Source organism: Mediterraneibacter hominis (assembly GCF_014287475.1).
GTDB classification, from domain to species: domain Bacteria; phylum Bacillota; class Clostridia; order Lachnospirales; family Lachnospiraceae; genus Mediterraneibacter; species Mediterraneibacter hominis.
The window spans coordinates 590,547-614,052 of sequence record NZ_JACOPF010000001.1 but is presented as its reverse complement, the minus strand read 5'-3'; the positions used below and the strand labels follow the sequence as shown (position 1 = coordinate 614,052).

Below are 23,506 nucleotides of genomic sequence, written 5' to 3'. Positions count from 1 at the left end.
TTAGGAGTTGAGAGATAAGATGATAGCAGATACGAAAAAGGAGGAAATAGAATGAACGAATATCTGTTGAGTACGTATAATCTGACGAAGCAGTTCGGGCACAAAAAGGCAGTGGATCAGGTCAGTATTCATATAAAAAGAGGAGCGATCTATGGCTTTATCGGCAGAAATGGTGCAGGAAAAACAACTTTTTTGAAAATGATAAGCGGACTGGCGCAGCCGACTGGCGGTGAAATCGAAATGTTCGGCTATAAAGGAAAAGATTTAAAAAATGTCCGTTCCCGTGTCAGCTGTCTGATCGAATCACCGGGACTGTATGGAAATATGTCTGCTTATGATAACCTTTTAGTAAAATGTAAGCTGTTCGGTATCAGCGGTAAAACGTATATCCCAGAGATTTTAAGAACAGTGGGATTATCTGATACAGGAAAGAAGAAGGTGAAACATTTTTCCCTCGGGATGAAACAAAGACTAGGAATTGGGCTGGCGCTCGTAGGAGAACCGGATCTGCTTGTTCTGGATGAGCCAATCAACGGACTAGACCCGCAGGGGATTGCGGAAGTGAGGGATACGATTATACAACTACAGGAGGAACGGAATATGACGATTCTCATTTCCAGTCATATTCTGGAAGAATTGTCAAAGATTGCAACCCATTATGGAATTATCCATAACGGAAGTCTTTTGCAGGAACTGACAAGAGAAGAATTATGGAAGCGATGCAGTGAAAGAATAGAAATAATACTAGATGATCCCCAAAAAGCCATCCCAGTGATTGACAAGATGGGATTTACAAATTACCAGGTTGTGGATAAAGAAAGAATCTATATATATGAACGGCTTTTAGAGAGCGCCGCAGTCAATATGGAGCTTGCAAAAGCAGGGATTTCAGTGAAAGGCATTGGAATTACAAGTGAGGAACTGGAAAGCTATTTCTTAAATCTGACGGGAGGTGCGGACAATGCTTAATATGATTCGAATGGAACTTTTCAGAATGTTCAAGTCAAAAAGTCTTTATATCGTCTGGATTGTTATGGCAGTCGCAATCGGATTTAGCACCTATATGTCTGTAGAAGAACTAAATATGATGACACAGGAAGAAAAACAGCAGATGTATGAAGAAGAACAAAAAAGTGAGGTTATATTTGGGCTGGAAGTAACAGCGCCCACGAAGCCGGATGCGCAGGTGTCTGTGTACGATATGTTCTATGCTAATATGAAAGGAAAATTTATTGCGCTGTTTATGGTGATTTTTACAGTACTGTACAGTACTGGGGACATCTCAAGCGGTTACGTTAAAAATATAGCCGGACAGGTAAAAGATAGAAGAACACTGATTTATGCAAAAGCGGCCGCCTTATGCATTTATACGATCTGTACAGTGGCTGCGGCGGTACTTATACAGGCAGTCTGCAATCAGTTATTTGCAGGTACTGTTATATGGGGAGATGCAAAAGCGTTTGCTGCTTATGCCGGAGTACAGACAGGGCTTCATTTTGCCTTTCTTCTGGTTGTGATGTGTATGGCAATTCTGATAGAAAGTAATGTATTTAGCGTTGCGCTTGGTATCTGCATATGTATGAATATTATGACAATTATATATGGATTTATTGACAAGATGGCAGAGAAGGCTGGCTTTGAAAACTTTCAGATGATAAAATATACATTGACAGGGAGAATTTCTATGTTAGGTATGGAGGTTTCGCAAAAGGCAGTGTATGCAGCAATATCAGTAACGATTGTATTCGCAGCTGCGGCTCTGCTGATAAGCAGCACAGTATTTAAACAGAGAGATATATAGCTAAGAGAGGCGGCAAATGTATATTATAATAGCAGGCTTGTGTGGAGTGGTTTTAATTTTGACAGTGGTATTTTTGAAATATCAGCGGCAGGTGAAGGACATCTGCCGCCAGTTGTATTTTTTAAAGGAAAACGAAAGTAATATGTTGATTACAAAAGAAATAAATTGGGGAGGAATCAAAGAGCTTTCCAGTCTGTTGAATTATCTTCTTTTAGAAAGAAAAGAAGAGAAAAGACAGTATGTAAAAAAGGAGCAGATGATTGCAGATACTTATACGAATCTGTCCCATGACATCCGAACGCCTCTTACCTCTTTGGATGGGTATTTTCAATTACTGGAAGAAAGCAAAAGTGAGGAGGAAAGAATCCGCTACTTGAAAGTGATACAGGAGAGAATTGACAGTTTAAAAGAAATGCTGGAGGAATTATTTACTTATACGAAGCTGCAGAATGAATCATATGAGTTGGCGGCAGAACGTCTGAACTTGACGCAGGTTTTAAAAGAGACTTTGTTTTCCTACTATGACAATTGGATAGAATATGGGATAGAACCAGAGCTTGCGATTACAGATAAAATAATATGGATCGAGGGAAACAGGCAGGCGATTTGCAGGGTGGTGCAAAATATTATTAAAAATGGATTAGAGCATGGCGAAAAGAAAATCGGTGTTTCTCTGTCAGAGGAGGGAAAAGAAGCAGTTCTGACATTTGTAAATGAAGTAAAAGATCCAGAACGGATTGACGTAGAAAAAGTATTTGAACGGTTTTATAAGGCAGATGCAGCAAGAAGTAAGAACTCTTCCGGTCTGGGACTTGCGATCGCCAGAGAATTTGTTAAAAAAATGGGAGGAGAAATTTCTGCAAAGCTTAGCAAAAATCAGTTCTTTATAGTAATAAGGCTAAAAAAAGCAGTCTGAGGAATGTGGTTTTGTCTACTTGTTCGCAGGGGAAATATACGCTATACTATTTTTGCCGAACAAAGATAGAAGAAAACCAAGAAAACAAATATAAGGAGTGTACACAAATGGGGTATAATGTGGCAATTGACGGTCCTGCAGGGGCAGGAAAAAGTACGATAGCAAAGTTAGTAGCTAAGAAGAAAGGGTATATCTATGTAGATACAGGAGCAATGTACCGCGCGCTTGCCGTATATTTCCTGGAGAAAGGAATAAAGGCTTCTGAAACAGCTAAAATTACAGAGGCATGTAAAGACGCAGAGGTGAAGCTGTCCTATAAAAATGGAATACAGCAGGTTATTTTAAACGGGAAAAATATAACAGACAGATTGAGAAGTGAGGAGGTAGGCAATATGGCATCTGCCACGTCGGCAATTCCAGAGGTGAGGAAGGCGCTGCTTTTTCTCCAAAAAAATTTGGCCGAGAAAGAGGATGTTGTTATGGACGGACGGGACATAGGAACAGCCATTCTGCCGAATGCGGACGTAAAGATTTATCTGACAGCCAGCGTGGATACAAGAGCCAAGAGACGATATAAGGAGTTAAAAGAAAAGCAGATTTCCTGTGAACTTGAGAAAATCAAACAGGACATAGCCAAGAGAGATGAGCAGGACATGAATCGAAAAATCGCGCCGCTTAGACAGGCAGAAGATGCAGTTTTGATTGATAGTTCTGATATGACAATCGAGGAAGTTGTTGAGAAAATTTGCAGCTTATGCAAATGAAAGGAAAAGAAATGGAAGTAATAAGGGCAAAGACAGCGGGGTTTTGTTTTGGCGTCAGGCGCGCGGTTGATACGGTATATGAACAGCTTGGGAAGAAGGAACAAAAGAAAATTTATACATATGGGCCGATTATTCATAATGCGGAAGTTGTAAAAGATATGGAGAAAAAGGGAGTTGTCGTTTTACAATCAGAAGAAGAATTGGACGCTCTTACAGAAGGGATTGTTATCATACGTTCCCATGGAATCGAAAAACGAATTCACGAAAAACTCAGTAAACGAAATATTACGGTGGTAGACGCGACCTGTCCATTTGTGAAGAAGATACATAGGATTGTTGAACGGGAGAGTGCACAGGGAAAGTACATCATTATTATCGGAAATCCAGAACATCCAGAGGTAAAAGGAATTAAGGGATGGGCGGGAAAAGAGTCTGCTGTAATACAAAATGCAGCAGATATTGAAAAACTTTCTGTCGAAAAAGGGAAAAAAATCTGTATTGTAGCACAGACGACATTTAATTACAATAAATTTAAAGATTTAGTTGAAATTATTTCTGAAAAGAGTTATGATGTAAGTGTTTTAAATACAATCTGTAATGCTACAAAAGAACGCCAGACTGAGGCACGAAGTATTGCAGAAGCGGTGGATGCTATGATAGTAATTGGCGATAAACATAGTTCCAATACCCAGAAGTTATTTGAAATATGTAACAGAGCATGTAAAGATACGTACTATATACAGACGCTTGACGATTTGGATTTGAATCAATTAGGGTCAGTGGAAACAGTAGGTATTACAGCGGGGGCATCCACGCCCAACAATATAATTGAGGAGGTTCAAAATAATGTCAGAATTATCTTTTGAACAAATGTTAGATGAGTCATTCAAAACAATTCATAATGGAGAGGTAGTCGAAGGTACTGTAATCGATGTGAAGCCGGAGGAGATTATCCTGAATATCGGTTATAAGGCAGATGGTATCATTACAAAGAATGAATACTCCAATGACCCGTCTATCGACCTTACGACAGTTGTTTCAGTCGGGGATACGATGAGCGTTAAAGTTTTGAAGGTAAATGACGGTGAAGGACAGGTATTGCTTACTTATAAGCGTCTTGCTGCTGAAAAAGGCAATGAAAGATTAAGAGAAGCATACGAAAACAAAGAGGTATTAAAAGCAACGGTTACACAAATTCTTGGCGGAGGTTTATGCGCGACTGTAGAAGAAGCGCGTGTATTTATCCCTGCAAGCCTCGTATCAGATTCTTATGAGAAGGATTTGAGCAAGTATGAAGGACAGGAGATTGAGTTTGTGATCAGTGAATTCAATCCGCGCAGAAATCGTGTGATTGGAGACAGAAGGCAGCTGCTTGTTGCAGAGCGTGCAGAGAGACAGAGAGAGCTGTTTGAAAAACTGCAAATTGGAGATACGGTGGAAGGTACTGTGAAGAATGTAACAGATTTCGGCGCATTTATTGATTTAGGCGGTGTGGACGGACTGTTACATATTTCAGAGATGTCCTGGGGCAGAGTAGAAAATCCTAAAAAGGTATTTCAGGTAGGAGATACGCTGAAGGTACTTGTTAAGGATATCCATGATACAAAAATTGCGCTTAGCTTAAAATTCCCAGAGACGAATCCTTGGGCACATGCTTCAGAAGATTTTGCAGTGGGCTCTGTGATTCAGGGTAAAGTTGCACGTATGACGGATTTCGGGGCATTTGTAGAACTAGCGCCGGGAGTAGATGCATTACTTCATGTTTCACAGATTTCCAGGGCACATGTGGAGAAACCTTCGGATGTTCTTACTATCGGACAGGAGATTACAGCAAAAATTGTGGATCTCAATGAAGCAGAAAAGAAAATCAGCCTAAGCATGAAGGCTTTAGAACCAGAAGCAGAGGCAGCGCCGGCTGAGACAGAAGAAAGTGTAGAAGAATGAATAAATTGTAAAATAAAAAGGCGGTGATTGTGACCGCCTTTTATTTTTTACGCGCCATGAGCGCACGTTCAGGTGGTTAACTCAAAAGGCGGCGGCTTGTTTTCTCTGCGCTGGTATCATGTGACAGGGTGTGACGTCCGGTCTGTATATCTGAAAGAAAGGAGGGGATAAAAAATGGATTATAAATATTTAAATATGGAAACTTACAAAAGAAAAAATCACTTTGAATACTTTAATAGTTTGGCCTACCCATATGTTGGACTGACAGTAAATGTAGATATTACAGATCTGATGAAAACGATTAAGGCGAAAAAACTTCCGTTCTTTTTGTCAATTTGCTATTGTGTTTCCAGATCTGTAAATCAGGTGCCGGAATTTAGGCAAAGGATTCTTAATAATCAGATTGTAGAATATGATTATTGCTTAACCTCTCATACAGTAGCACTAAGTGACGGCACATACTGTTACTGCGACCTTGACAGTAATCGCTCCTTTGAGGATTATATTCATTACGCTGTAAACGAACAGGAAACGGCAAAACAAAAGAACTCAATCAATGAGGAAGCAGACGATATATTAGGTAAAATTTTTATATCTACAATCCCGTGGGTTTCTTATACTGCGCTTATTAACCCTACGCCCATTCCAGCAGACAGCAATCCGCGAATTACATGGGGAAAATATTTTATACAGAATGAAAAAATATTTCTTCCAGTATCTGTGCTATGCCATCATGCATTAGTGGACGGCTTACACATTTCTAAATTTTATGATTTTTTAAACGAAGAAATTGCGGCCATTGCGCGATAGTCCATATATCGGCAAGATAGAAGGATAATAGAATAAGGAATGTAAAAATATGTCCTGCCAGGAGAATTTCTCTTGTGACAGGACATATTTTTATATGGGTAATTTGGAATGAAGGAGAGATAAAATGGGGCTTTTACATGTTAAAAAATCGACAAGATGTATGGATAAATGTGCAATTATTATTTTTCAAATACTAGATTTTGTATGTAGAATTTAGTAAAATAAATGTATTGTGAGACAAGAAGGGAAAGGAAGGGAAAAAGAATGGGACTTTTAACATTTAAAGGCGGGATTCATCCAAATGATGGGAAAAGCCTTGCAAAAGACCAGCCAATTACGCAGATTCTTCCAAAGGGACAGTTGGTCTATCCACTTTCACAACATATAGGCGCTCCGGCAACTCCCGTTGTAAAAAAGGGAGAGCATGTGTTAAAGGGGCAGGTGATAGCGGAGGCAGGCGGGTTTGTTTCTGCTCCTGTGTATGCTTCGGTATCTGGAATTGTCAAGGGATTAGAACAGCACTTTAATCCGGCCGGAAGCAAAGTAGAGTGTATCGTGATAGAAAATGACGAAGAATATAAGGAGGTAGAATATGAGCCAGTAAAGCCTCTTTCCGAGTTATCAAACGATGAAATTTTAACAAAGATTGGCAATGCGGGGGTTGTAGGAATGGGCGGCGCCGGATTCCCGACAAAGGTAAAGCTCTCCCCGAAGGAACCGGAGAAAATTGAGTATATCATTGCCAACTGTGCAGAATGTGAGCCTTACATAACCGCAGATTACCGCCGTATGCTGGAAAATACAGAAGAACTGGTAAGTGGTATGAAGGTGATCCTTTCTTTGTTTCCTAAAGCAAAGGGAGTTTTTGCTGTTGAAGATAATAAGAAGGACTGCATTGAAAAGTTAAGTAAAGCGACTGCGGATGAACCGAGGATAGAAGTAAAAGCATTGATGACAAAATATCCGCAGGGAGCAGAGCGTCAATTAATTTATGCTGTGACAAGACGTGCAATCAATTCCACTATGCTTCCGGCGGACGCGGGCTGTATTGTGGACAATGTCGAAACAATGATTGCGATACACAGGGCGGTGATTGAAGGAAAACCGTTGATGGAGAGAATTGTGACAGTGAGTGGCGATGCTGTGGAACATCCGGGAAACTTTAAAGTATTGCTCGGAACGAACCACAGAGAGCTGATAGAAGCGGCAGGAGGATTTAAAGAAGCACCGCAGAAATTAATTTCCGGCGGGCCGATGATGGGATTTGCGATGGTTTCACTGGATGCTCCTGTGACGAAAACCTCTTCTTCTATTTTAGCATTCAAAGAGGATATTGTATCGAAGGCGCCTGCCACAGCATGTATTAACTGCGGACGCTGTGTGGAGGTTTGCCCGAGCCGCATTATCCCTTCACGTCTGGCGGATTATGCAGAACGGATGGACGAGGAGTCATTTACAAAGCTGCATGGGTTAGAATGTGTAGAGTGCGGCTCCTGTAGTTATGTCTGTCCGGCAAAAAGACAGTTAAAACAGGCGATTGGCTCCATGAGAAAAATTGCATTGGCAAATAAGAGGAAAAAATAAGAGAGGTGAAAAAAGTGAACGAAAAAATGAATGTATCATCCTCACCGCACATTCGGGATAAAGTGACAAGCAGTAATATTATGCTCATGGTTGTGATTGCATTACTTCCGGCAACTATATTCGGAATTTATAATTTTAGGCATGAGAACGCATGGGTCTTAGTGGCTGTCACAACAGCGGCAGCCGTATTGTCTGAATATATCTATGAGAAACTAATGCATAAGCCGATTACAATAAAAGATTTCAGTGCGGTTGTAACAGGGCTTTTGCTTGCGTTAAATCTTCCGCCCACCCTTCCTTGGTGGATGGGAGTACTAGGCGCAGTGTTTGCAATCATTGTTGTAAAACAGCTTTTTGGAGGACTGGGACAGAACTTTATGAATCCGGCATTGGGAGCAAGGTGCTTCCTTATGATTTGCTTTACCGGGCGAATGACATATTTCGTATATGACGGGGTGACAGGGGCGACCCCTCTTGCAAATCTGAAAGCTGGGGAGGCTGTCAATACAATGGACATGCTGATTGGAAATATCCGCGGTACGATTGGTGAAACCTCCGTTATTGCGATCATGATAGGAGCTATGTTTTTGCTCCTGATGGGGATCATTGATCTTCGGATTCCAGGTACATATATTGTAACCTTTGTAATTTTTATCACTATTTTTGGAGGGCATGGTTTGGATGCGCAGTATATTACAGCGCATCTGTGCGGCGGCGGCCTTATGCTTGGCGCATGGTTTATGGCTACAGACTATGTGACGTCTCCGATTACAAGCGGCGGTAAAATATTGTATGGGGTCTGTCTGGGAATTCTGACAGGTCTGTTCCGATTGTTTGGAGGTTCAGCAGAAGGGGTTTCCTATGCGATCATTATCAGCAACCTTTTAGTACCGCTGATTGAAAAGGTTACGCTTCCCAAACCATTTGGTAAAGGAGGAGAAAAATAATGAATAAAATAGTTAAGAATACATTGATATTAACCGCAATTACGGTGGTTGCCGGACTGTCTCTCGGGCTTGTATATGGTATTACGGAAAAACCGATTCAGGCCGCGCAGGAAAAAGCGAAACAAGAGGCATTTCAGGCGGTGCTTTCCGATGCGGATTCCTTTGAGACATACAAGGAATTTGACGCAGATGCTGCGGCTGCTCTTTTAAAGGAAAACGGATATACCCAGGATGACATTATAGAAGTTGCAGAGGGAAAAGGCGCAGACGGTGAGACGATTGGCTATGTTGTCAATGTCACTTCCCATGAAGGATATGCAGGGGACATTGAAATGTCTGTAGGAATTTTAAATGACGGTACCGTAAAAGGAGTGGAGATGCTTTCGATCGGTGAGACAGCTGGTCTTGGAATGAAAGCAGACGAATCAGATTTTAAAAATCAATTTAAGGATAAGCAGGTGGAAAAATTCTCCTATACAAAAACCGGAGAAGAGGGCGATGATAAAATTGACGCCATCAGCGGTGCGACAATTACGACAAATGCCGTCACGAATGCGGTGGATTCTGCACTTGTATATTTTCAGAATGAGTTAGGAGGCGGTGCGAATGAATAAGTGTATGGAACGAATCTATAACGGCGTTGTAAAAGAAAATCCAACCTTCGTCCTTATGCTTGGGATGTGTCCGACTCTGGCAGTTACGACATCAGCAACAAATGGAGTAGGAATGGGACTTTCTACGACGGCAGTGCTTGTTATGTCAAATATGCTGATATCTATGCTGCGCAAGATTATCCCAGATTCGGTAAGAATGCCTGCATTCATTGTAGTTGTCGCCTCTTTTGTGACGATTGTGGATTTCCTCTTAGAAGGGTTTATACCAAGTCTGTATGATTCTCTTGGGCTTTATATTCCTCTTATCGTTGTAAACTGTATTATATTAGGAAGAGCAGAGAGCTATGCTTCCAAAAATCCAGTTCTTCCTTCTATCTTTGATGGAATTGGCATGGGACTTGGCTTTACCATCGGGCTTACCTGTATTGGAATCGTCAGAGAGCTGCTTGGTTCTGGAAAAATCTTTAATATGCAGGTGCTGCCAGATTCTTACGAGCCTCTTACTATTTTTATTCTTGCTCCCGGCGCGTTCTTTGTTTTGGCAGGACTTGTTGCCCTGCAAAATAAATTGAAAAACAAAGCGGCAAAAAAAGGGCAAAAAGAGGCTGCGTTAAGTTCCGGCTGTACGGAGGGCTGCAGCTCCTGTGCAAACCAATCCGTATGCGGCGGACATATTTTTCCGACAGGTACTGATAAGGAAGAAAAAGAATAGGAGGAGATGGCAGTGAAAGAGTTATTATTGATTGCAGTAGGGTCTGCACTTGTAAATAATGTGGTGCTTAGTCAGTTTCTTGGCATCTGTCCTTTCCTGGGAGTCTCCAAAAATGTAAAGACTGCCGCCGGAATGGGCGGAGCTGTTGTATTTGTTATAACAATTGCTTCTTTTGTGACTGGACTGATTTATAAATTTATACTTGGAAATAAAAATATTATGGATGGAAAACTGGAGTATCTCAATACAATTGTATTTATTCTGGTTATCGCCGCACTTGTGCAATTCGTTGAAATGTTTTTAAAAAAGGCAATGCCGCCGCTTTATAATGCTCTCGGCGTATATCTTCCTTTGATTACTACAAACTGTGCAGTTCTCGGGGTTGCATTGACGAATGTACAGGATGGATATAATATTTTTACAGGGGTAATAAATGGCTTTGCCACAGCGGTAGGGTTCCTGATAGCGATTGTTTTAATGGCAGGAATTCGGGAAAAAATCGAATACAATGATATTTCGGAATCTTTCCAGGGAACTCCGATTGTACTTGTGACAGCCGGATTGATGGCAATCGCATTTTTCGGATTTTCAGGATTGATATAGGAGGGACGAACGTATGAGCATAGGAGCAATTATATTAGCCGCTGTTGTTGTCGGCGGTACAGGGTTATTCATCGGAGTCTTTCTTGGCATCTCTGGAAAAAAATTCGCTGTTGAGGCAGACGAAAGAGAAGAGGCAATTCTTGAAGTGCTGCCTGGAAATAACTGCGGTGGCTGCGGTTATGCAGGATGTTCTGGACTTGCCGCTGCAATTGTCAAAGGAGAAGCCGAAATCGGAGGATGTCCGGTAGGTGGTTCACCTGTAGCCGCAAAGATAGGGGAAATCATGGGCGAGGCGGCCGGAGAACAGCAGCGAAAAGTTGCTTTTGTAAAATGTGGAGGCACATGTGAGAAAGCAAAGACAGAATATGAGTATTTTGGAATAAAAGACTGCGTGATGGCGAGTCAGATGCAGGATGGGGGAGCAAAAGGGTGCGCCTTTGGCTGCCTGGGGTATGGAAGCTGTGTAAAAGCATGTCCGTTTGATGCGATTCACATAAAAGACGGAATCGCAGTAGTAGACAAAGAAGCATGTAAAGCGTGCGGAAAGTGTATTGCCGCCTGTCCGAAGCATCTGATTGAGCTGATTCCATATAAGCAGCAGACATTTGTACAGTGTAATTCCAATGAAAAAGGCAAAGCGCTGATGAGTGTATGCGAGGTAGGCTGTATCGGATGCCGCCTGTGTGAGAAAAACTGCGAGGCAGGAGCAATCACAGTCCAAAATTTCCTTGCACATATAGATGTGGAAAAATGTACAAACTGTGGTATCTGCGCAGAAAAGTGCCCTAGAAAAATAATTAAAATATAAATTTAACGAAGCAACAAGCAGTGCGAAAAGAATAGGAAGTCCCTGTGTCATGCTTGCATGTAAGCAGGGTACTTCCTGTTTCTTTTCATTCGGCGACTGCCGATAGCGAAATGGAGCGTAGCGGAATTGAGCTGGCACTGCGGAAGCTGGTAAAGAATAGTACGCAAAAAGAGAAGGCAGTGCAGGTAGGGAATATTCTCTGCCTGCTCTATTTTTACATTATGGCGTACAGACCTGCGGATTCCTATGAATATTTGGAGGTGTAAACTTATGATTTATACATATCACTATGACTCGCCTTTGGGCGGTATCACACTTTCTAGCAATGGAACAGAACTTACAGGACTTTGGTTTGATGGGCAAAAATATTTTGGCGATACACTCCCGAAAGAATATGACGAGAAGTTTTTGCCTATATTTGAGCAGTCTGTCCATTGGCTGAATATTTATTTTGGCGGTAAAGCACCCGATTTCACACCGCCACTGTGTATGCGGACAACACCATTTCGGAAAGCGGTATGGGAAATCATGCTGACCATTCCATTTGGAAAAACGATGACTTATGGTGAAATTGCAGAAAGAATTGCAAAGCAAAAAGGACTTTCTAAAATGTCTGCGCAGGCTGTTGGCGGTGCGGTGGGACATAATTCCATTTCCCTCATAATTCCCTGCCATCGTGTTGTCGGTACAAACGGAAGTCTGACAGGATATGCAGGGGGCATTGAGAAAAAAGTACAGCTTCTCACATTAGAAAAAACCGATATGTCCTCATTTTTCATACCGAAGAAAGGGACAGCCTTATGATTTCAGTAAATGCAAAAATAATACAAAAATCCTTTACCGAACAGGCGAAGCCCTGACGAACGATGTAAAGCATCTCTTTCACACGTCTCTTTTGCCTATTTCCGCAGCGCCAGCTCAATTTGGCATACGCTCCATTTCGCTGTCGGCAGTCGCCGAATGAAAAGAAGCAGACAAACTTCTGTTTACATGCAAGCATGACACAGAGTTTGCCTGTTCTTTTCGCACTGCTTGTTGCTTCGTTAAATTTATATATCATTACTGTAGTGTAGTTGATAGTCATCTGTTACGAATATGGCTTCTACATTGTCCAGGCTTTGAATGAGTTCCATTCCTTTTTCTAGTCCGAGATTGTAGCAGGCAGTGCTTAAGGCATCTCCGTCTATAGAGTTATCAGATAGAATCGTGACTTGCAGGAGATTGTTTTGGCATGGGTAACCTGTATCTGGATCGAGAATATGATGGTAGATTTTGTTGTCTTTTTCAAAATATCTTACATAATTTCCGGAAGATACAACGGAACGATCGGTAACCTCTAAGTATGTGAGAGCAGTACCGGTTTCATCGAACGGCTTTTGAATTCCAATTTCGAAAGGAGTTCCATCATAATGACCGCCGAGGGCGAGAATATTTCCGCCCAGGTTAATGAGCGCATGGTCAATTCCGGCACTCTTAAGATATTCTTTTAACCGATCTGCGATGTACCCTTTGGCGATACCGCCTAAGTCAATCTGTGTTTCTGGATCTGTCAGTGTGACAGTATTTCCGATTACTTTTACATTTTGATAATTGACATGAGAGAGGGCTTTTTCGATCGATTCTGGATCTGGAAGTTGTTTTTCTTCATTGTCCTGAAAGTTCCATAAACGGTTGACTGTACCAATGGTAACATCGAATTTTCCATTGGAGAGAGCAGCGTAGTCAAGGCCTGCCTGTATGAGCTCTGCTGTTTCGTCCGAAACGGTAACGGGTGTTCCCTTGGAGGAATTGATACGGGATACATCACTGGTTTTAACAGTACGGCTGAATAAATTTTCATATTGTTCACATAACTGTGCACAGTGTTCCAGAATTTCATCATCTGCTCCCCAGACAGTGAGTGTGACAACCGTGTCAAAATAGACCCCGGTAATCTGTTGTTTTTCATTCGCGGGAGGAGAAGAACAGCCCAAAAGAGACAATACAACAGAGAAAGAAAGAATATAGGGAAGAAAACGTCTCATAAGTACCTCACCTTTCATATAATCATTTTTATTATAGTGGGTTTTATAAAAAAGTACAATCGAACATGTGATTGCATTCTAAATAGTGGTATGCTATGATAATGCGTAAAGAGGTTTAAAAGATGAAAAAAAATGACTGGATTTTACTGGGGATTGTTTTCGCGGCGGCTGCGTGTTTTTTGGGAATTTGGCTTTTAAAACCGGAAAGTGAAAAAAAGCAGGTGGAAGTCACAGTAGATAGAAAATTCTATGGAACCTATAGACTGGATAAAGATCAGACGATAGATATAGGCGGTATGAACGTACTTGTAATCGAAAACGGACAAGTGAAGATGAAAGAGGCGGACTGCCCTGACTTATTATGCGTCCATCATAAGGCAATCTCAAAAGATGGGGAGAGTATTATTTGTCTTCCGAATAAAATCGTGGTAACTATACACGGTGAAGAGGAAAATACAGTGGATGGGATGACGAATTAATACAAGCAGTGAAGAAATACCTGCGGGAAAGGAGATATTTTGAAAAACAGGGCGGCATATTTTGGTGTATTTACAGCGTTGGCGCTGATTTTCAGTTATGTGGAAACTTTGATTCCCATTCAATTTGGGATACCCGGAGTGAAATTAGGACTTGCAAATCTTATCATCGTGATTATGCTGTATAAAGGAACTGTCAGAGAAGCATTTTTGCTTTCGATTGTACGGATTCTTCTTTCCGGCTTTTTGTTCGGCAATCTTTTTAGCATCGTATACAGCTTAGCAGGAGGTGTTTGCAGTCTGCTTGTGATGTATATTCTAAAAAAGAGAGGGACTTTCAGCGTCATCGGTGTAAGCATTGCGGGCGGGGTCTTTCACAATATAGGACAACTTAGTATAGCGATGGCAGTGGTGGAGACAGTTGCAATCGGATATTATCTTCCTGCCCTTCTTGCGGCGGGCGCACTGACAGGCGCGCTGATCGGCGTGGTGTCTGACGCTGTGCTGAAACGTACTGCAAAAATGAACCTAGGACAATGAAGGAGCCGGATTGAGAAAATAGAGTGGATTTTGTAATCTAGTTAAAGAAAGGAAATACATATGATTTCATATATCAGAGGGGAACTTGCATCGCTTGAGAGTGAAAAAGCAATTGTGGATGTAGGCGGAGTGGGATATGGTATCTATATGCCGGAGCAATCGATGGGACTTTTGCCGGCATTGGGCAGTGAGGTTAAAATATATACGTATCTGAATGTCAGAGAGGATGCAATGCAGCTATTTGGATTTTTGACGAGAGATGACTTAGAGCTGTTTAAACTGCTCATTGGTGTCAGTGGAATTGGCCCGAAGGGCGGATTGAATATTTTATCCAATCTGTCTGGTGATGAGCTGCGTTTTGCAGTGCTTTCCGGAGATGCCAAAGCCATTTCCAAAGCTCCGGGAATCGGAAAAAAGACGGCGGAAAAGTTGATTATTGAACTGAAAGACAAGCTGGATATAGAGGAAATTTTAAATCCAGGAGGAGAGGCGGTGTCTACAGAGACGGACGCTCTTACAGGTGAAATTCAGTCAGAAGCAGTACAAGCATTGGTTGCGCTTGGATATGGAAGCTCTGAAAGCCTGCGGGCAGTCAAAAAAGCTGGAAATCTTGCCACTGTCGAGGAGACTCTAAAAGAAGCGTTGAAACATTTATTCTAAAGAAGGAGATTCCAAATCGGAAAATAGTATAGAATAGGCGGGAAAAATGGGAAAACGAATTATTACAACAGAAAATCTGGAAGAGGATATTAAAATTGAAAGCAGCCTGCGTCCGCAGCGTTTAGAGGAATATATTGGCCAAGAAAAGGCGAAAGAGACACTGGCTATTTACATTAAGGCGGCAAAGGAAAGAAAAGAAGCACTGGATCATGTCCTTTTTTACGGCCCGCCCGGGCTGGGAAAAACAACTCTGGCCGGAATTATCGCAAATGAGATGGGCGTGAATCTAAAGGTGACGAGTGGTCCGGCTATAGAAAAACCAGGAGAAATAGCGGCGATTCTAAATAATTTACAGGAAAAGGATGTACTGTTCGTGGATGAGATCCACAGATTAAACCGGCAAGTGGAGGAAGTACTGTACCCTGCAATGGAAGATTACGCCATTGACATTATGATTGGAAAAGGGGCTGCCGCACGTTCGATTCGCCTGGATCTTCCTAAATTTACACTTGTTGGAGCAACAACCAGAGCAGGTATGCTGACGGCACCGCTTAGAGACCGATTTGGAGTGATACACCGGCTGGAATTCTATACGGAAAAAGAGCTTGCAACAATTATTATACGTTCAGCCGCATTGCTGGGAGTGGAAATTGAACCAGAGGGGGCGGTCGAATTAGCAAGGCGTTCCAGAGGAACGCCGCGTCTGGCAAATCGTCTGTTAAAAAGAGTAAGAGATTTTGCGCAAGTGAAATATGACGGTGTCATAACAGAGGAAGTGACAAATCTTGCATTAGACCTTTTAGATGTCGACAAATATGGACTGGATACGATTGACAGAAATATTTTAAAGACTATGATAGAGAAATTTCAGGGCGGTCCTGTAGGGCTTGATACATTAGCGGCGGCGATTTCAGAAGATGCAGGTACACTGGAAGACGTGTATGAACCGTATTTGTTAAAGAACGGATTTATCCAAAGAACCCCGCGCGGCAGGATTGTGACAGACTTTGCATATACGCATCTGGGGCTTTCCACCTAGATATTTTAAAATACGCAAAAAATGTTACTTCCTGGCTGAGAAACCAAAAAATAGTTGGTTTTTATATGTAAATAGTTTATAATAACAGTTAAGAAACGCGAGGAGGAAGTTATGAGTTCAGCAAAGCATTATACAGAAGTATTAATTGGAGGAAAAGTTTATACCTTAAGCGGGTTTGAAGGTGAGGAGTATCTTCAGAAAGTATCTTCCTATCTGAACCATAAAATTACAGAGTGCGCAAACAGCGAAGGGTATCGCAAACAGAGCGCTGATACGCGGAATGTACTTCTTGCCCTGAATATCGCGGATGATTATTTTAAGGCGAAAAAACAGGGAGATTCCCTGGAAAGTGATATTGAACTGAAAGACAAAGAAATGTATGATTTAAAGCATGAATTGATTTCCGCCCAGATTAAACTGGAAAATGCGGAGAAAGAGCTTGCCAAGATAAAAGAGGACAATAACGACCTCCAGATGCAGATTGTAAAATTAGAGACAGAGATGAAGAACCGGAGAAGATAGGAATCTGCCATTGAAAGTCGGAAAAGCTTCATTGTAAGATAAATATGGGGTGTTTGGCTTTTGCCGGACATCCCATCTCTTATATGCAGAAGCAGGCGTGTAAGCTGTCCGCTTTTAACAGAGAAAATAACACAGGAGAATAAAGTATGTCCAGAATGGAAGAAAAAATAGAAATTTTAGCGCCGGCAGGGTCGTATGATTGCTTTGTCGCTGCCATAAATGCAGGCGCCGACGCTGTGTATGCCGGAGGCATGCGCTTCGGAGCACGCGCCTATGCAGATAATTTTACGCCCCAGCAGCTTTTGGATGCAGTGGATTATGCACATCTGCACAAAAAGAGGCTGTATCTGACTGTGAACACACTTTTAAAGGACAGTGAGATGAAGGAATTGTACGCCTATCTAAAGCCGTTGTATTGTCAGGGATTAGATGCTGTAATTGTGCAGGATGCAGGTGTTTTGTCCTTTGTCAGAGCTTATTTCCCTGATTTAGAAATACACGCCAGCACACAGATGACAATTACGAATGTATATGGAGCACAATATTTAAAAGAATATGGTGTAAAAAGAGTTGTTCCTGCCAGAGAACTGTCACTTGCAGAGATTCGCAGGATACGAAGCGAAACGAAGATGGACGTAGAATGCTTTGTACATGGAGCCTTGTGTTATTGTTATTCCGGTCAATGCCTGTTAAGCAGCTTTATTGGAGGCAGAAGCGGAAACAGAGGACAGTGTGCCCAGCCATGCAGACTTCCATATACTGCAAAGGAGAAAAAAGGATACCTTCTAAGCTTAAAAGACATCTGTACATTGGAGCTGCTTCCAGAGATGGCAGAGGCAGGAATAAATTCATTTAAAATAGAAGGCAGAATGAAAAAAACGGAATATGTGGCGGCAGTCACTGCTATGTACCGGAAATACCTGGATATGTATTATGAAAAGGGGAAAGCGGGTTATAAGGCAGACCAGGCAGATTTAGAACAGCTCAAGGATATTTATAACCGCGGAGGCTTCCATACAGGATATTATAAAAAACACAATGGCAGGGAGATGTTGGCCTTGGACAGACCCAATCATGCCGGAGTACCTGCTGTAAAAATACTTGTACAAAAGGGCAGAGAGGTGACGGCTGAGGCACTTACGGATATCCATAGGGGAGATATACTAGAGCTGACAAAAGAACGGGATAACTATACGTTTGGAAAAGCATTTCATAAGAAACAGAAGGTGTCTTTTTTAGTTCCGAAACATACATACTACAAGAAGGGGACAATATTAAACAGAATTCGGAATCAGGCGCTTTTAGATGAACTAGATAAGAAATATGTGTTTTCAAAAAAACAGGAGAAAATATCTGGATTTTTTCGTTTATTAAAAGGAAAACCGGCTGTTTTTATTTTGACAATGAAAGACGTGTGTGTCCAGGCGCAGACAGAAGCATGTGTTCAAAAAGCACAGACAAGACCTCTTGAAAGAGAGGAGATAGAAGCGCAGCTTAGAAAAACAGGAAATACCCCGTTTGAATTTGAAACGCTGGAAATTGAAATGGAGGAAGGAGCATTTCTTCCCATGCAGCAGATAAAACAAATCAGAAGGGATGCGCTCGAACAGCTGGAAAGAGAGGTATGTCAGATATATAGAAGGAAAATGAAAGTCGAAGAAGCAATGGCGGATACCCCTCTGTCAGCAAGGAAAAAAGAGGCACAGATAACAGAGGGAAATCCAAATCCGTATCCAATGTTATCTGTGCTGGCAGAGTCAGAAGAACAGCTTCTCGCGGTGGAGGAATTTTTTAAAGGAGAGGCACAGCGGCAGGAAAAAATCCGGCTGTTTCGCGTGTATTTGGACGTTGGGATTAGCGGAGGGCTTATGCCTTCAAAGGAAATTCGGGCAGTCTGTGAAAATCTGCAGTGCAAGGATATAGAAGTTTTCTATGCGCTGCCGCATATATTCCGAGAGGAAGCGGCTGTGCGTTTAAGAGAGACATACAGCGAATTTTATGACGCAGGTATGGACGGAGTACTTGTACGAAATTATGAAGAAATTCAATTTTTAAAGGAACAGAGATTTGACAAGCGGGTAATTCTGGACCATAATCTATATGTATTCAATCAGTCTGGCAAACATTTTTTTCAGGCACAGGGACTGAGAGAATTTACGGCTCCGTTGGAGCTAAATGCAAAGGAACTGGCGCAGTTAGGAATTGAAAATGCAGAGTTGATTATATATGGGCATCTTCCGGTGATGATAAGTGCACAGTGTATTACAAAAACCGTTCAAAAATGCAGGGGTGAATCTGGAATCTGCATGCTGACTGACCGGTATCAGAATCAATTTCCGGTTAAAAATTATTGCAGTCTCTGTTATAATGTGATGTATAATACTTCCGCACTTTATCTGGCAGATTATACAGAGACGATAGAAAAGCTGGCGCCAAAAAGCGTGCGTCTTCAGTTTACAGTGGAAAGAAAAGAACAGACTTTGGAAATACTAAAGCAGGTGGATTTGCAGCTCACCGGAAAAGGAACAGCTAACACGTCCCAATCTGCGTATACCAGAGGGCATTTCAAGCGGGGAATTATTTAAGAGCAGGTGAAATTGTGGTTAATATCATTGTAGAATTATCGAAATATATCATTATTATTTTAATGGCGGCATATACATTTTCATGTTTTTCTATTTTTGCGCAGAACTATGAAGATGATGAAAAGCGTGTGCTCATCAGACAAAATGTATTGATGTTTACATTGCAGCTGGTGGCATATATTGTAATGTATTTGAAGACAGAGGATATGAAGATCCTGTTTATATATGCGGTGCAGGCAATTGTATTTCTGGCGGTTATTTTATTATATAATCTTATATATCCGAATGTATCTAGGCTGGTTGTCAATAATATGTGTATGCTGATGAATGCGGGAATGATTATGATTACCCGGCTGTCGTATGACAATGAGGTGCCTTTTGACAATGCCATAAAGCAGATGATTTTTATTGCGCTCGGCGTGACATTCGGGCTGATTGTGCCAATATTGATAAAAAAGCTGAAGTCCCTTGCCGACTGGACTTATATCTATGCAGGCGTGGGAGTGGCAGCCTTGTTGCTCGTGGCGGTTTTTGCAGTGAGCTCTGGAGGTGCGAAGCTGGGATTTACAGTATTCGGCTTTGGAATCCAGCCGTCAGAATTTGTGAAAATTCTGTTTGTATTTTATGTGGCGGCAAGTCTAAAGAAGTCTACAAATTTTAAAAATGTTGTGATTACTACTGCTGTGGCAGCGGCACATGTGTTGATTCTCGTACTGTCTACAGATTTAGGGGCCGCGCTTATTTTATTCGTTGTGTATTTGATTATGCTTTATGTAGCGACGAGAAAACCTTTATATGCTGCGGCAGGAATTGCGGCAGGAAGCGCGGCTGCGGTGATCGGGTATCACCTGTTTGCACATATTAAAGTAAGAGTATCTGTCTGGAAGGATCCCTTTGCCTCCTACAGTGAAGGCGGATATCAGGTGGCACAGTCCTTATTTGCCATTGGAACTGGAAGCTGGTTTGGTATGGGACTGTTCCAAGGCCTGCCGGACAGTATTCCGGTAGCAGAGACGGATTTTATTTTCTCGGCAATTGCAGAGGAGATGGGGCTTATTTTTGCACTCTGTCTGATTCTAATCTGTGTAAGCTGTTATGTTATGTTTCTGAACATTGCGATGGAAATTCGCAATCAGTTTTATAAGCTGGTAGCATTAGGGCTGGGCACCTGTTATATTTTCCAAGTATTTCTGACAATCGGCGGGGTGACAAAATTTATCCCCTCTACCGGTGTGACGCTTCCACTTGTAAGCTATGGAGGCAGTTCGATGCTGAGCACGATGATTATGTTTGGTATTATACAGGGACTCTATATATTAAGAGAAGATGAAGAGGCAAAGATAGAGAAAAGACGTGAAAGAGAGTTAAGAAAAGAGAGAGAATTAAGAAATGAATCGAGAAGGACGACCAAAAAGAAAACAACAAAAGAAAAACCACGTTTCGAAGAAGTCCCGAAACAAAGAATTCGCTAGGGTTACGTATCTTTTTGTAATTCTGTTTCTTGCACTGATGGCGTATATTGTTTATTTTAACATTGTAAAAGCAAAAACGATTGTAAACAGTCCCTATAACGAGAGACAGGATGCATTTGCTAACCGAGTGGTACGGGGAAGTATTACGGACAGAGACGGAAATGTGCTTGCCCAGACAGACGTTCTGGACGATGGGACAGAAGCAAGAACATATCCGTATGGAGCAGCATTTGCTCATGTAGTTGGATACAGTAATGAAACAGGAAAAAGCGGACTGGAATCTGTGGAAAATTTTGAACTTCTGACCTCCAATGCTTTTTTTGTAGAAAAAATTACAAATTCTTTTAAGGGAGAAAAAAACATCGGAGATACGGTTGTGACAACGCTGGATGCAGATCTGCAGCAGGCGGCATATGATGCCCTCGGGAGCAATAAAGGGGCGGTAGTGATTATGGAGGCAGACACAGGAAAGATTCTTTCCATGGTTTCAAGTCCTGCGTATGATCCCAATACGGTTGAGAGCGAATGGGAATATTTGAATGCGGATGACAATGAAAGTCCTCTTTTAAACCGTGCCACACAGGGGTCTTATGCCCCGGGGTCTACATTTAAAATTGTAACAACGCTGGAATTTATGCGTGAGAATGAAAATTATGAAGACTACAGCTATGACTGTACGGGGGAGATTACAGCAGAGAATACAACAATTCCTTGCTTTGACGGCACCGTGCATGGGTGGGAGGATTTGCGCAGCTCCTTTGCAAATTCCTGTAATTCATCTTTTGCAAATATCGGACTGTCTCTGGATAAAACTTCTTATAGAAAAACGGCAGAGGATTTGCTGTTTAATAAGTCTCTTCCGTCTGTGCTGGATTACTCTAAAGGTTCGTTTGCCGTAACGGAGGATACAAGTGGATCTGAAATGATGATGACAGCTATGGGGCAGGGAAAGACATTGGTAAGCCCTTACCACATGGCGCTGATTACCCAGGCGATTGCAAACGGCGGCACATTGATGGAGCCATATCTGGTAGACAAAGTGACAAATTATACGGGCAGTGAGATACGAAAGAATGTGCCCAAAAGCTATAAGAAGCTGATGTCTTCTTCGGAAGCTTCCAAGCTAAAGGAATATATGGAAGCGGTTGTGCAGGAAGGGACAGGCTCTTTGTTTAACGGCGGCTCTTATACTGTCGCGGGAAAGACAGGGACGGCAGAATACAGTATGACAGATGGGGAAAAGATGCATTCCTGGTTTGTAGGATTTACAAATGTAGAAAACCCCGAATTGGTAATCAGTGTCATCATTGAGGGGTATGACGGAAATGATGGTGCAAAGGCTGTTCCGATAGCAAAGCAGATTCTGGATTCGTATTATTATCAATAGAAAATAATAGCGTCGGTGTACAAGGGGATATAGACAATGCAGATGACATTTTACTGTGATTTATATATGAGTGACGTCTGGAAGAATAAAAAAGAGAAAATTGTGGAAAAATTACAGAAAAACAAATTGCAGCCGCAAGTCTATATCATTGCGCTGGCACAAGGGGAACAAAACCAATTGGAAATCTTTTCAAGTATGCTTATAAAACAGCATGTTTTTGAAAATGCCAGTCTTTTTATTGTAGGGATAGTTTCTGGGTACGAGGAAGCGCTCTTAGTTATAGAGGAGATTTCCAGAAAGGTATACAAAGAAACAGGAGAGCTTCATATACGCCGTTTTTTGTTAAAGCGGCAGGAAGAATTTGAAAGGGCAGGGTATAAAGGCTGATGGTACATATCATTCTGTTCACGTTACAGATTTTAGGCTGGATCCTTCTTATCATATTTGTTCTGTTCCTTCTTCTAAGCCTGCTGCTCCTTTTTGCAGGATTTCATTACAAGGGCAAGGTAAAATGCTTAGGGAATATAGAAACGCTTGGAATGGCGGCAGAGTTTTCCTATTTGTTTCATCTGATAAGAGGAAGAATTCTCTATGAAGATGGAGCTGTAAAGTGGAAAATCCGCATTTCATGGAAGAGATTTTCTTCCTATAAAAAAACAGAGAAGCCCGTTGCCTCTTTTTCAGATACAAAGAGTACAAAAAAAGGAACAGAAGCATCAAAGGAGGAAAAGGTAAAGGAAAAACAAGAGGATGCGCCAGGCCGAGAACGAACAGAACAAAGAAAAGAACCAAAGGAATGTGTAAAGAAAAATGAACAGCCAACAAAGAGTGTTGGCGGCAGGAAGAAAATAGGCAGCAAGATTCGATATACATTCCGAAAAATCTGTGATACTATAAAATCATTCATAAAGAAAAAAGAATATATTCAAACATTTATCGCTGCAGAGGCTCATAGGATGGCTTTCAAAAAAGGGATAAAAGAGACAAAAAGATTCTTTGCTTTTTTAAAGCCAGACGTGCTTGAAGCAAGCCTTATATTTGGCTTTTCGGATCCTGCGGTAACAGGTTATGTACTTGGAGGTATCAGCTTAATCTATCCATTTATCGGAGAACATGTACAGCTGGAACCAGACTTTGAAAATAAGATATTGAAAGGACAAGCATATATACAGGGAAAAATACGGGGAATATATATTGTAATCTTCTTATGGAATATGCTGTGGAATAAGCAGGTGCGGCAAACAATCAAAGACATAAGAAATTTTCAATTTTAGAACAGATAAAAACAATCATCAAGG

At 41.6% G+C, this 23,506-nt stretch carries 26 protein-coding genes; 25 read left to right on the top strand and 1 reads right to left on the bottom strand.

Features of this window, described 5'->3' with window-relative positions; all coding sequences use genetic code 11:
- The first annotated feature begins 51 nt into the window (after positions 1 to 51).
- The 15 genes from H8S37_RS02895 (at position 52) to H8S37_RS02825 (ending at position 12,307) form a co-directional block, all read left to right on the top strand.
- The gene (locus tag H8S37_RS02895; RefSeq protein ID WP_186874541.1) at positions 52 to 969 is read left to right on the top strand and encodes an ABC transporter ATP-binding protein; all 918 of its coding nucleotides are present in this window, start codon (positions 52 to 54) and stop codon (positions 967 to 969) included.
- On the top strand, positions 962 to 1,801 hold the full coding sequence (locus H8S37_RS02890; RefSeq protein WP_186874540.1) for an ABC transporter permease: 840 nt from the start codon (positions 962 to 964) through the stop codon (positions 1,799 to 1,801). Before H8S37_RS02895 ends, H8S37_RS02890 begins: the two co-directional genes overlap by 8 nt.
- 16 nt (positions 1,802 to 1,817) lie before the next feature.
- Positions 1,818 to 2,717 (top strand): sensor histidine kinase, encoded by a 900-nt coding sequence (locus H8S37_RS02885; RefSeq protein WP_186874539.1) that lies wholly within the window; start codon positions 1,818 to 1,820, stop codon positions 2,715 to 2,717.
- Between the two features lie 107 nt (positions 2,718 to 2,824).
- Positions 2,825 to 3,481, top strand: coding sequence for a (d)CMP kinase (gene cmk / locus H8S37_RS02880; RefSeq protein ID WP_186874538.1), 657 nt, complete (start codon positions 2,825 to 2,827; stop codon positions 3,479 to 3,481).
- An 11-nt stretch (positions 3,482 to 3,492) separates the two neighbouring features.
- Positions 3,493 to 4,347: a 4-hydroxy-3-methylbut-2-enyl diphosphate reductase gene (gene ispH / locus H8S37_RS02875; RefSeq protein WP_186874537.1), complete on the top strand. Its 855-nt coding sequence runs from the start codon at positions 3,493 to 3,495 to the stop codon at positions 4,345 to 4,347.
- The gene (gene rpsA, locus H8S37_RS02870; protein ID WP_186874536.1) at positions 4,328 to 5,425 is read left to right on the top strand and encodes a 30S ribosomal protein S1; all 1,098 of its coding nucleotides are present in this window, start codon (positions 4,328 to 4,330) and stop codon (positions 5,423 to 5,425) included. Before ispH ends, rpsA begins: the two co-directional genes overlap by 20 nt.
- Positions 5,426 to 5,599: 174 nt before the next feature.
- Complete coding sequence (locus H8S37_RS02865) at positions 5,600 to 6,235, top strand: CatA-like O-acetyltransferase (RefSeq protein ID WP_186874535.1); 636 nt, start codon at positions 5,600 to 5,602, stop codon at positions 6,233 to 6,235.
- A gap of 264 nt (positions 6,236 to 6,499) precedes the next feature.
- Positions 6,500 to 7,819 (top strand): electron transport complex subunit RsxC, encoded by a 1,320-nt coding sequence (gene rsxC / locus H8S37_RS02860; protein WP_186874534.1) that lies wholly within the window; start codon positions 6,500 to 6,502, stop codon positions 7,817 to 7,819.
- 14 nt (positions 7,820 to 7,833) lie between these two features.
- Positions 7,834 to 8,766, top strand: coding sequence for an RnfABCDGE type electron transport complex subunit D (locus tag H8S37_RS02855; RefSeq protein ID WP_186874533.1), 933 nt, complete (start codon positions 7,834 to 7,836; stop codon positions 8,764 to 8,766).
- Positions 8,766 to 9,380 carry an RnfABCDGE type electron transport complex subunit G gene (locus H8S37_RS02850; RefSeq protein WP_186874532.1) on the top strand — a complete coding sequence of 205 codons (615 nt, stop codon included), beginning with the start codon at positions 8,766 to 8,768 and terminating at the stop codon, positions 9,378 to 9,380. Before H8S37_RS02855 ends, H8S37_RS02850 begins: the two co-directional genes overlap by 1 nt.
- The gene (gene rsxE, locus H8S37_RS02845; RefSeq protein ID WP_186874531.1) at positions 9,373 to 10,092 is read left to right on the top strand and encodes an electron transport complex subunit RsxE; all 720 of its coding nucleotides are present in this window, start codon (positions 9,373 to 9,375) and stop codon (positions 10,090 to 10,092) included. The genes H8S37_RS02850 and rsxE overlap by 8 nt, the downstream gene beginning before the upstream one ends.
- A gap of 12 nt (positions 10,093 to 10,104) precedes the next feature.
- On the top strand, positions 10,105 to 10,695 hold the full coding sequence (locus H8S37_RS02840; RefSeq protein ID WP_186874530.1) for an electron transport complex protein RnfA: 591 nt from the start codon (positions 10,105 to 10,107) through the stop codon (positions 10,693 to 10,695).
- 13 nt (positions 10,696 to 10,708) lie between these two features.
- Positions 10,709 to 11,503, top strand: coding sequence for an RnfABCDGE type electron transport complex subunit B (locus H8S37_RS02835; protein WP_186874529.1), 795 nt, complete (start codon positions 10,709 to 10,711; stop codon positions 11,501 to 11,503).
- A gap of 44 nt (positions 11,504 to 11,547) precedes the next feature.
- Positions 11,548 to 11,769, top strand: coding sequence for a hypothetical protein (locus H8S37_RS02830; RefSeq protein ID WP_186874528.1), 222 nt, complete (start codon positions 11,548 to 11,550; stop codon positions 11,767 to 11,769).
- A 4-nt stretch (positions 11,770 to 11,773) separates the two neighbouring features.
- Positions 11,774 to 12,307 carry a methylated-DNA--[protein]-cysteine S-methyltransferase gene (locus H8S37_RS02825; protein ID WP_186874527.1) on the top strand — a complete coding sequence of 178 codons (534 nt, stop codon included), beginning with the start codon at positions 11,774 to 11,776 and terminating at the stop codon, positions 12,305 to 12,307.
- 245 nt (positions 12,308 to 12,552) lie between these two features.
- Here the strand turns inward: H8S37_RS02825 and H8S37_RS02820 are convergent, their stop codons facing one another.
- Positions 12,553 to 13,527: an FAD:protein FMN transferase gene (locus H8S37_RS02820; protein ID WP_186874526.1), complete on the bottom strand. Its 975-nt coding sequence runs from the start codon at positions 13,525 to 13,527 to the stop codon at positions 12,553 to 12,555.
- A 122-nt stretch (positions 13,528 to 13,649) separates the two neighbouring features.
- Here H8S37_RS02820 and H8S37_RS02815 point away from each other — a divergent pair, with 122 nt between their 5' ends.
- From H8S37_RS02815 to H8S37_RS02770, 10 genes are all read left to right on the top strand, one after another.
- On the top strand, positions 13,650 to 14,006 hold the full coding sequence (locus H8S37_RS02815) for a NusG domain II-containing protein (RefSeq protein ID WP_186874525.1): 357 nt from the start codon (positions 13,650 to 13,652) through the stop codon (positions 14,004 to 14,006).
- A 39-nt stretch (positions 14,007 to 14,045) separates the two neighbouring features.
- Positions 14,046 to 14,543, top strand: a complete 498-nt coding sequence (locus tag H8S37_RS02810; protein WP_186874524.1) for a Gx transporter family protein — start codon at positions 14,046 to 14,048, stop codon at positions 14,541 to 14,543.
- Positions 14,544 to 14,603: 60 nt separating this feature from the next.
- Positions 14,604 to 15,203: a Holliday junction branch migration protein RuvA gene (gene ruvA, locus H8S37_RS02805; protein ID WP_186874523.1), complete on the top strand. Its 600-nt coding sequence runs from the start codon at positions 14,604 to 14,606 to the stop codon at positions 15,201 to 15,203.
- 46 nt (positions 15,204 to 15,249) lie between these two features.
- On the top strand, positions 15,250 to 16,242 hold the full coding sequence (gene ruvB, locus H8S37_RS02800) for a Holliday junction branch migration DNA helicase RuvB (RefSeq protein WP_186874522.1): 993 nt from the start codon (positions 15,250 to 15,252) through the stop codon (positions 16,240 to 16,242).
- Between the two features lie 111 nt (positions 16,243 to 16,353).
- Entirely contained in the window at positions 16,354 to 16,764 is a 411-nt protein-coding gene (gene zapA / locus H8S37_RS02795) for a cell division protein ZapA (RefSeq protein WP_186874521.1), read from the top strand.
- A 146-nt stretch (positions 16,765 to 16,910) separates the two neighbouring features.
- Positions 16,911 to 19,349 (top strand): U32 family peptidase, encoded by a 2,439-nt coding sequence (locus H8S37_RS02790; RefSeq protein WP_243207044.1) that lies wholly within the window; start codon positions 16,911 to 16,913, stop codon positions 19,347 to 19,349.
- A gap of 14 nt (positions 19,350 to 19,363) precedes the next feature.
- On the top strand, positions 19,364 to 20,821 hold the full coding sequence (locus tag H8S37_RS02785) for an FtsW/RodA/SpoVE family cell cycle protein (RefSeq protein WP_186874520.1): 1,458 nt from the start codon (positions 19,364 to 19,366) through the stop codon (positions 20,819 to 20,821).
- Between the two features lie 37 nt (positions 20,822 to 20,858).
- The gene (locus tag H8S37_RS02780) at positions 20,859 to 22,208 is read left to right on the top strand and encodes a peptidoglycan D,D-transpeptidase FtsI family protein (RefSeq protein WP_186875748.1); all 1,350 of its coding nucleotides are present in this window, start codon (positions 20,859 to 20,861) and stop codon (positions 22,206 to 22,208) included.
- Between the two features lie 36 nt (positions 22,209 to 22,244).
- Complete coding sequence (locus H8S37_RS02775; protein WP_186874519.1) at positions 22,245 to 22,595, top strand: hypothetical protein; 351 nt, start codon at positions 22,245 to 22,247, stop codon at positions 22,593 to 22,595.
- Positions 22,595 to 23,482, top strand: coding sequence for a DUF2953 domain-containing protein (locus tag H8S37_RS02770; RefSeq protein ID WP_186874518.1), 888 nt, complete (start codon positions 22,595 to 22,597; stop codon positions 23,480 to 23,482). Before H8S37_RS02775 ends, H8S37_RS02770 begins: the two co-directional genes overlap by 1 nt.
- Positions 23,483 to 23,506 lie beyond the last annotated feature (24 nt).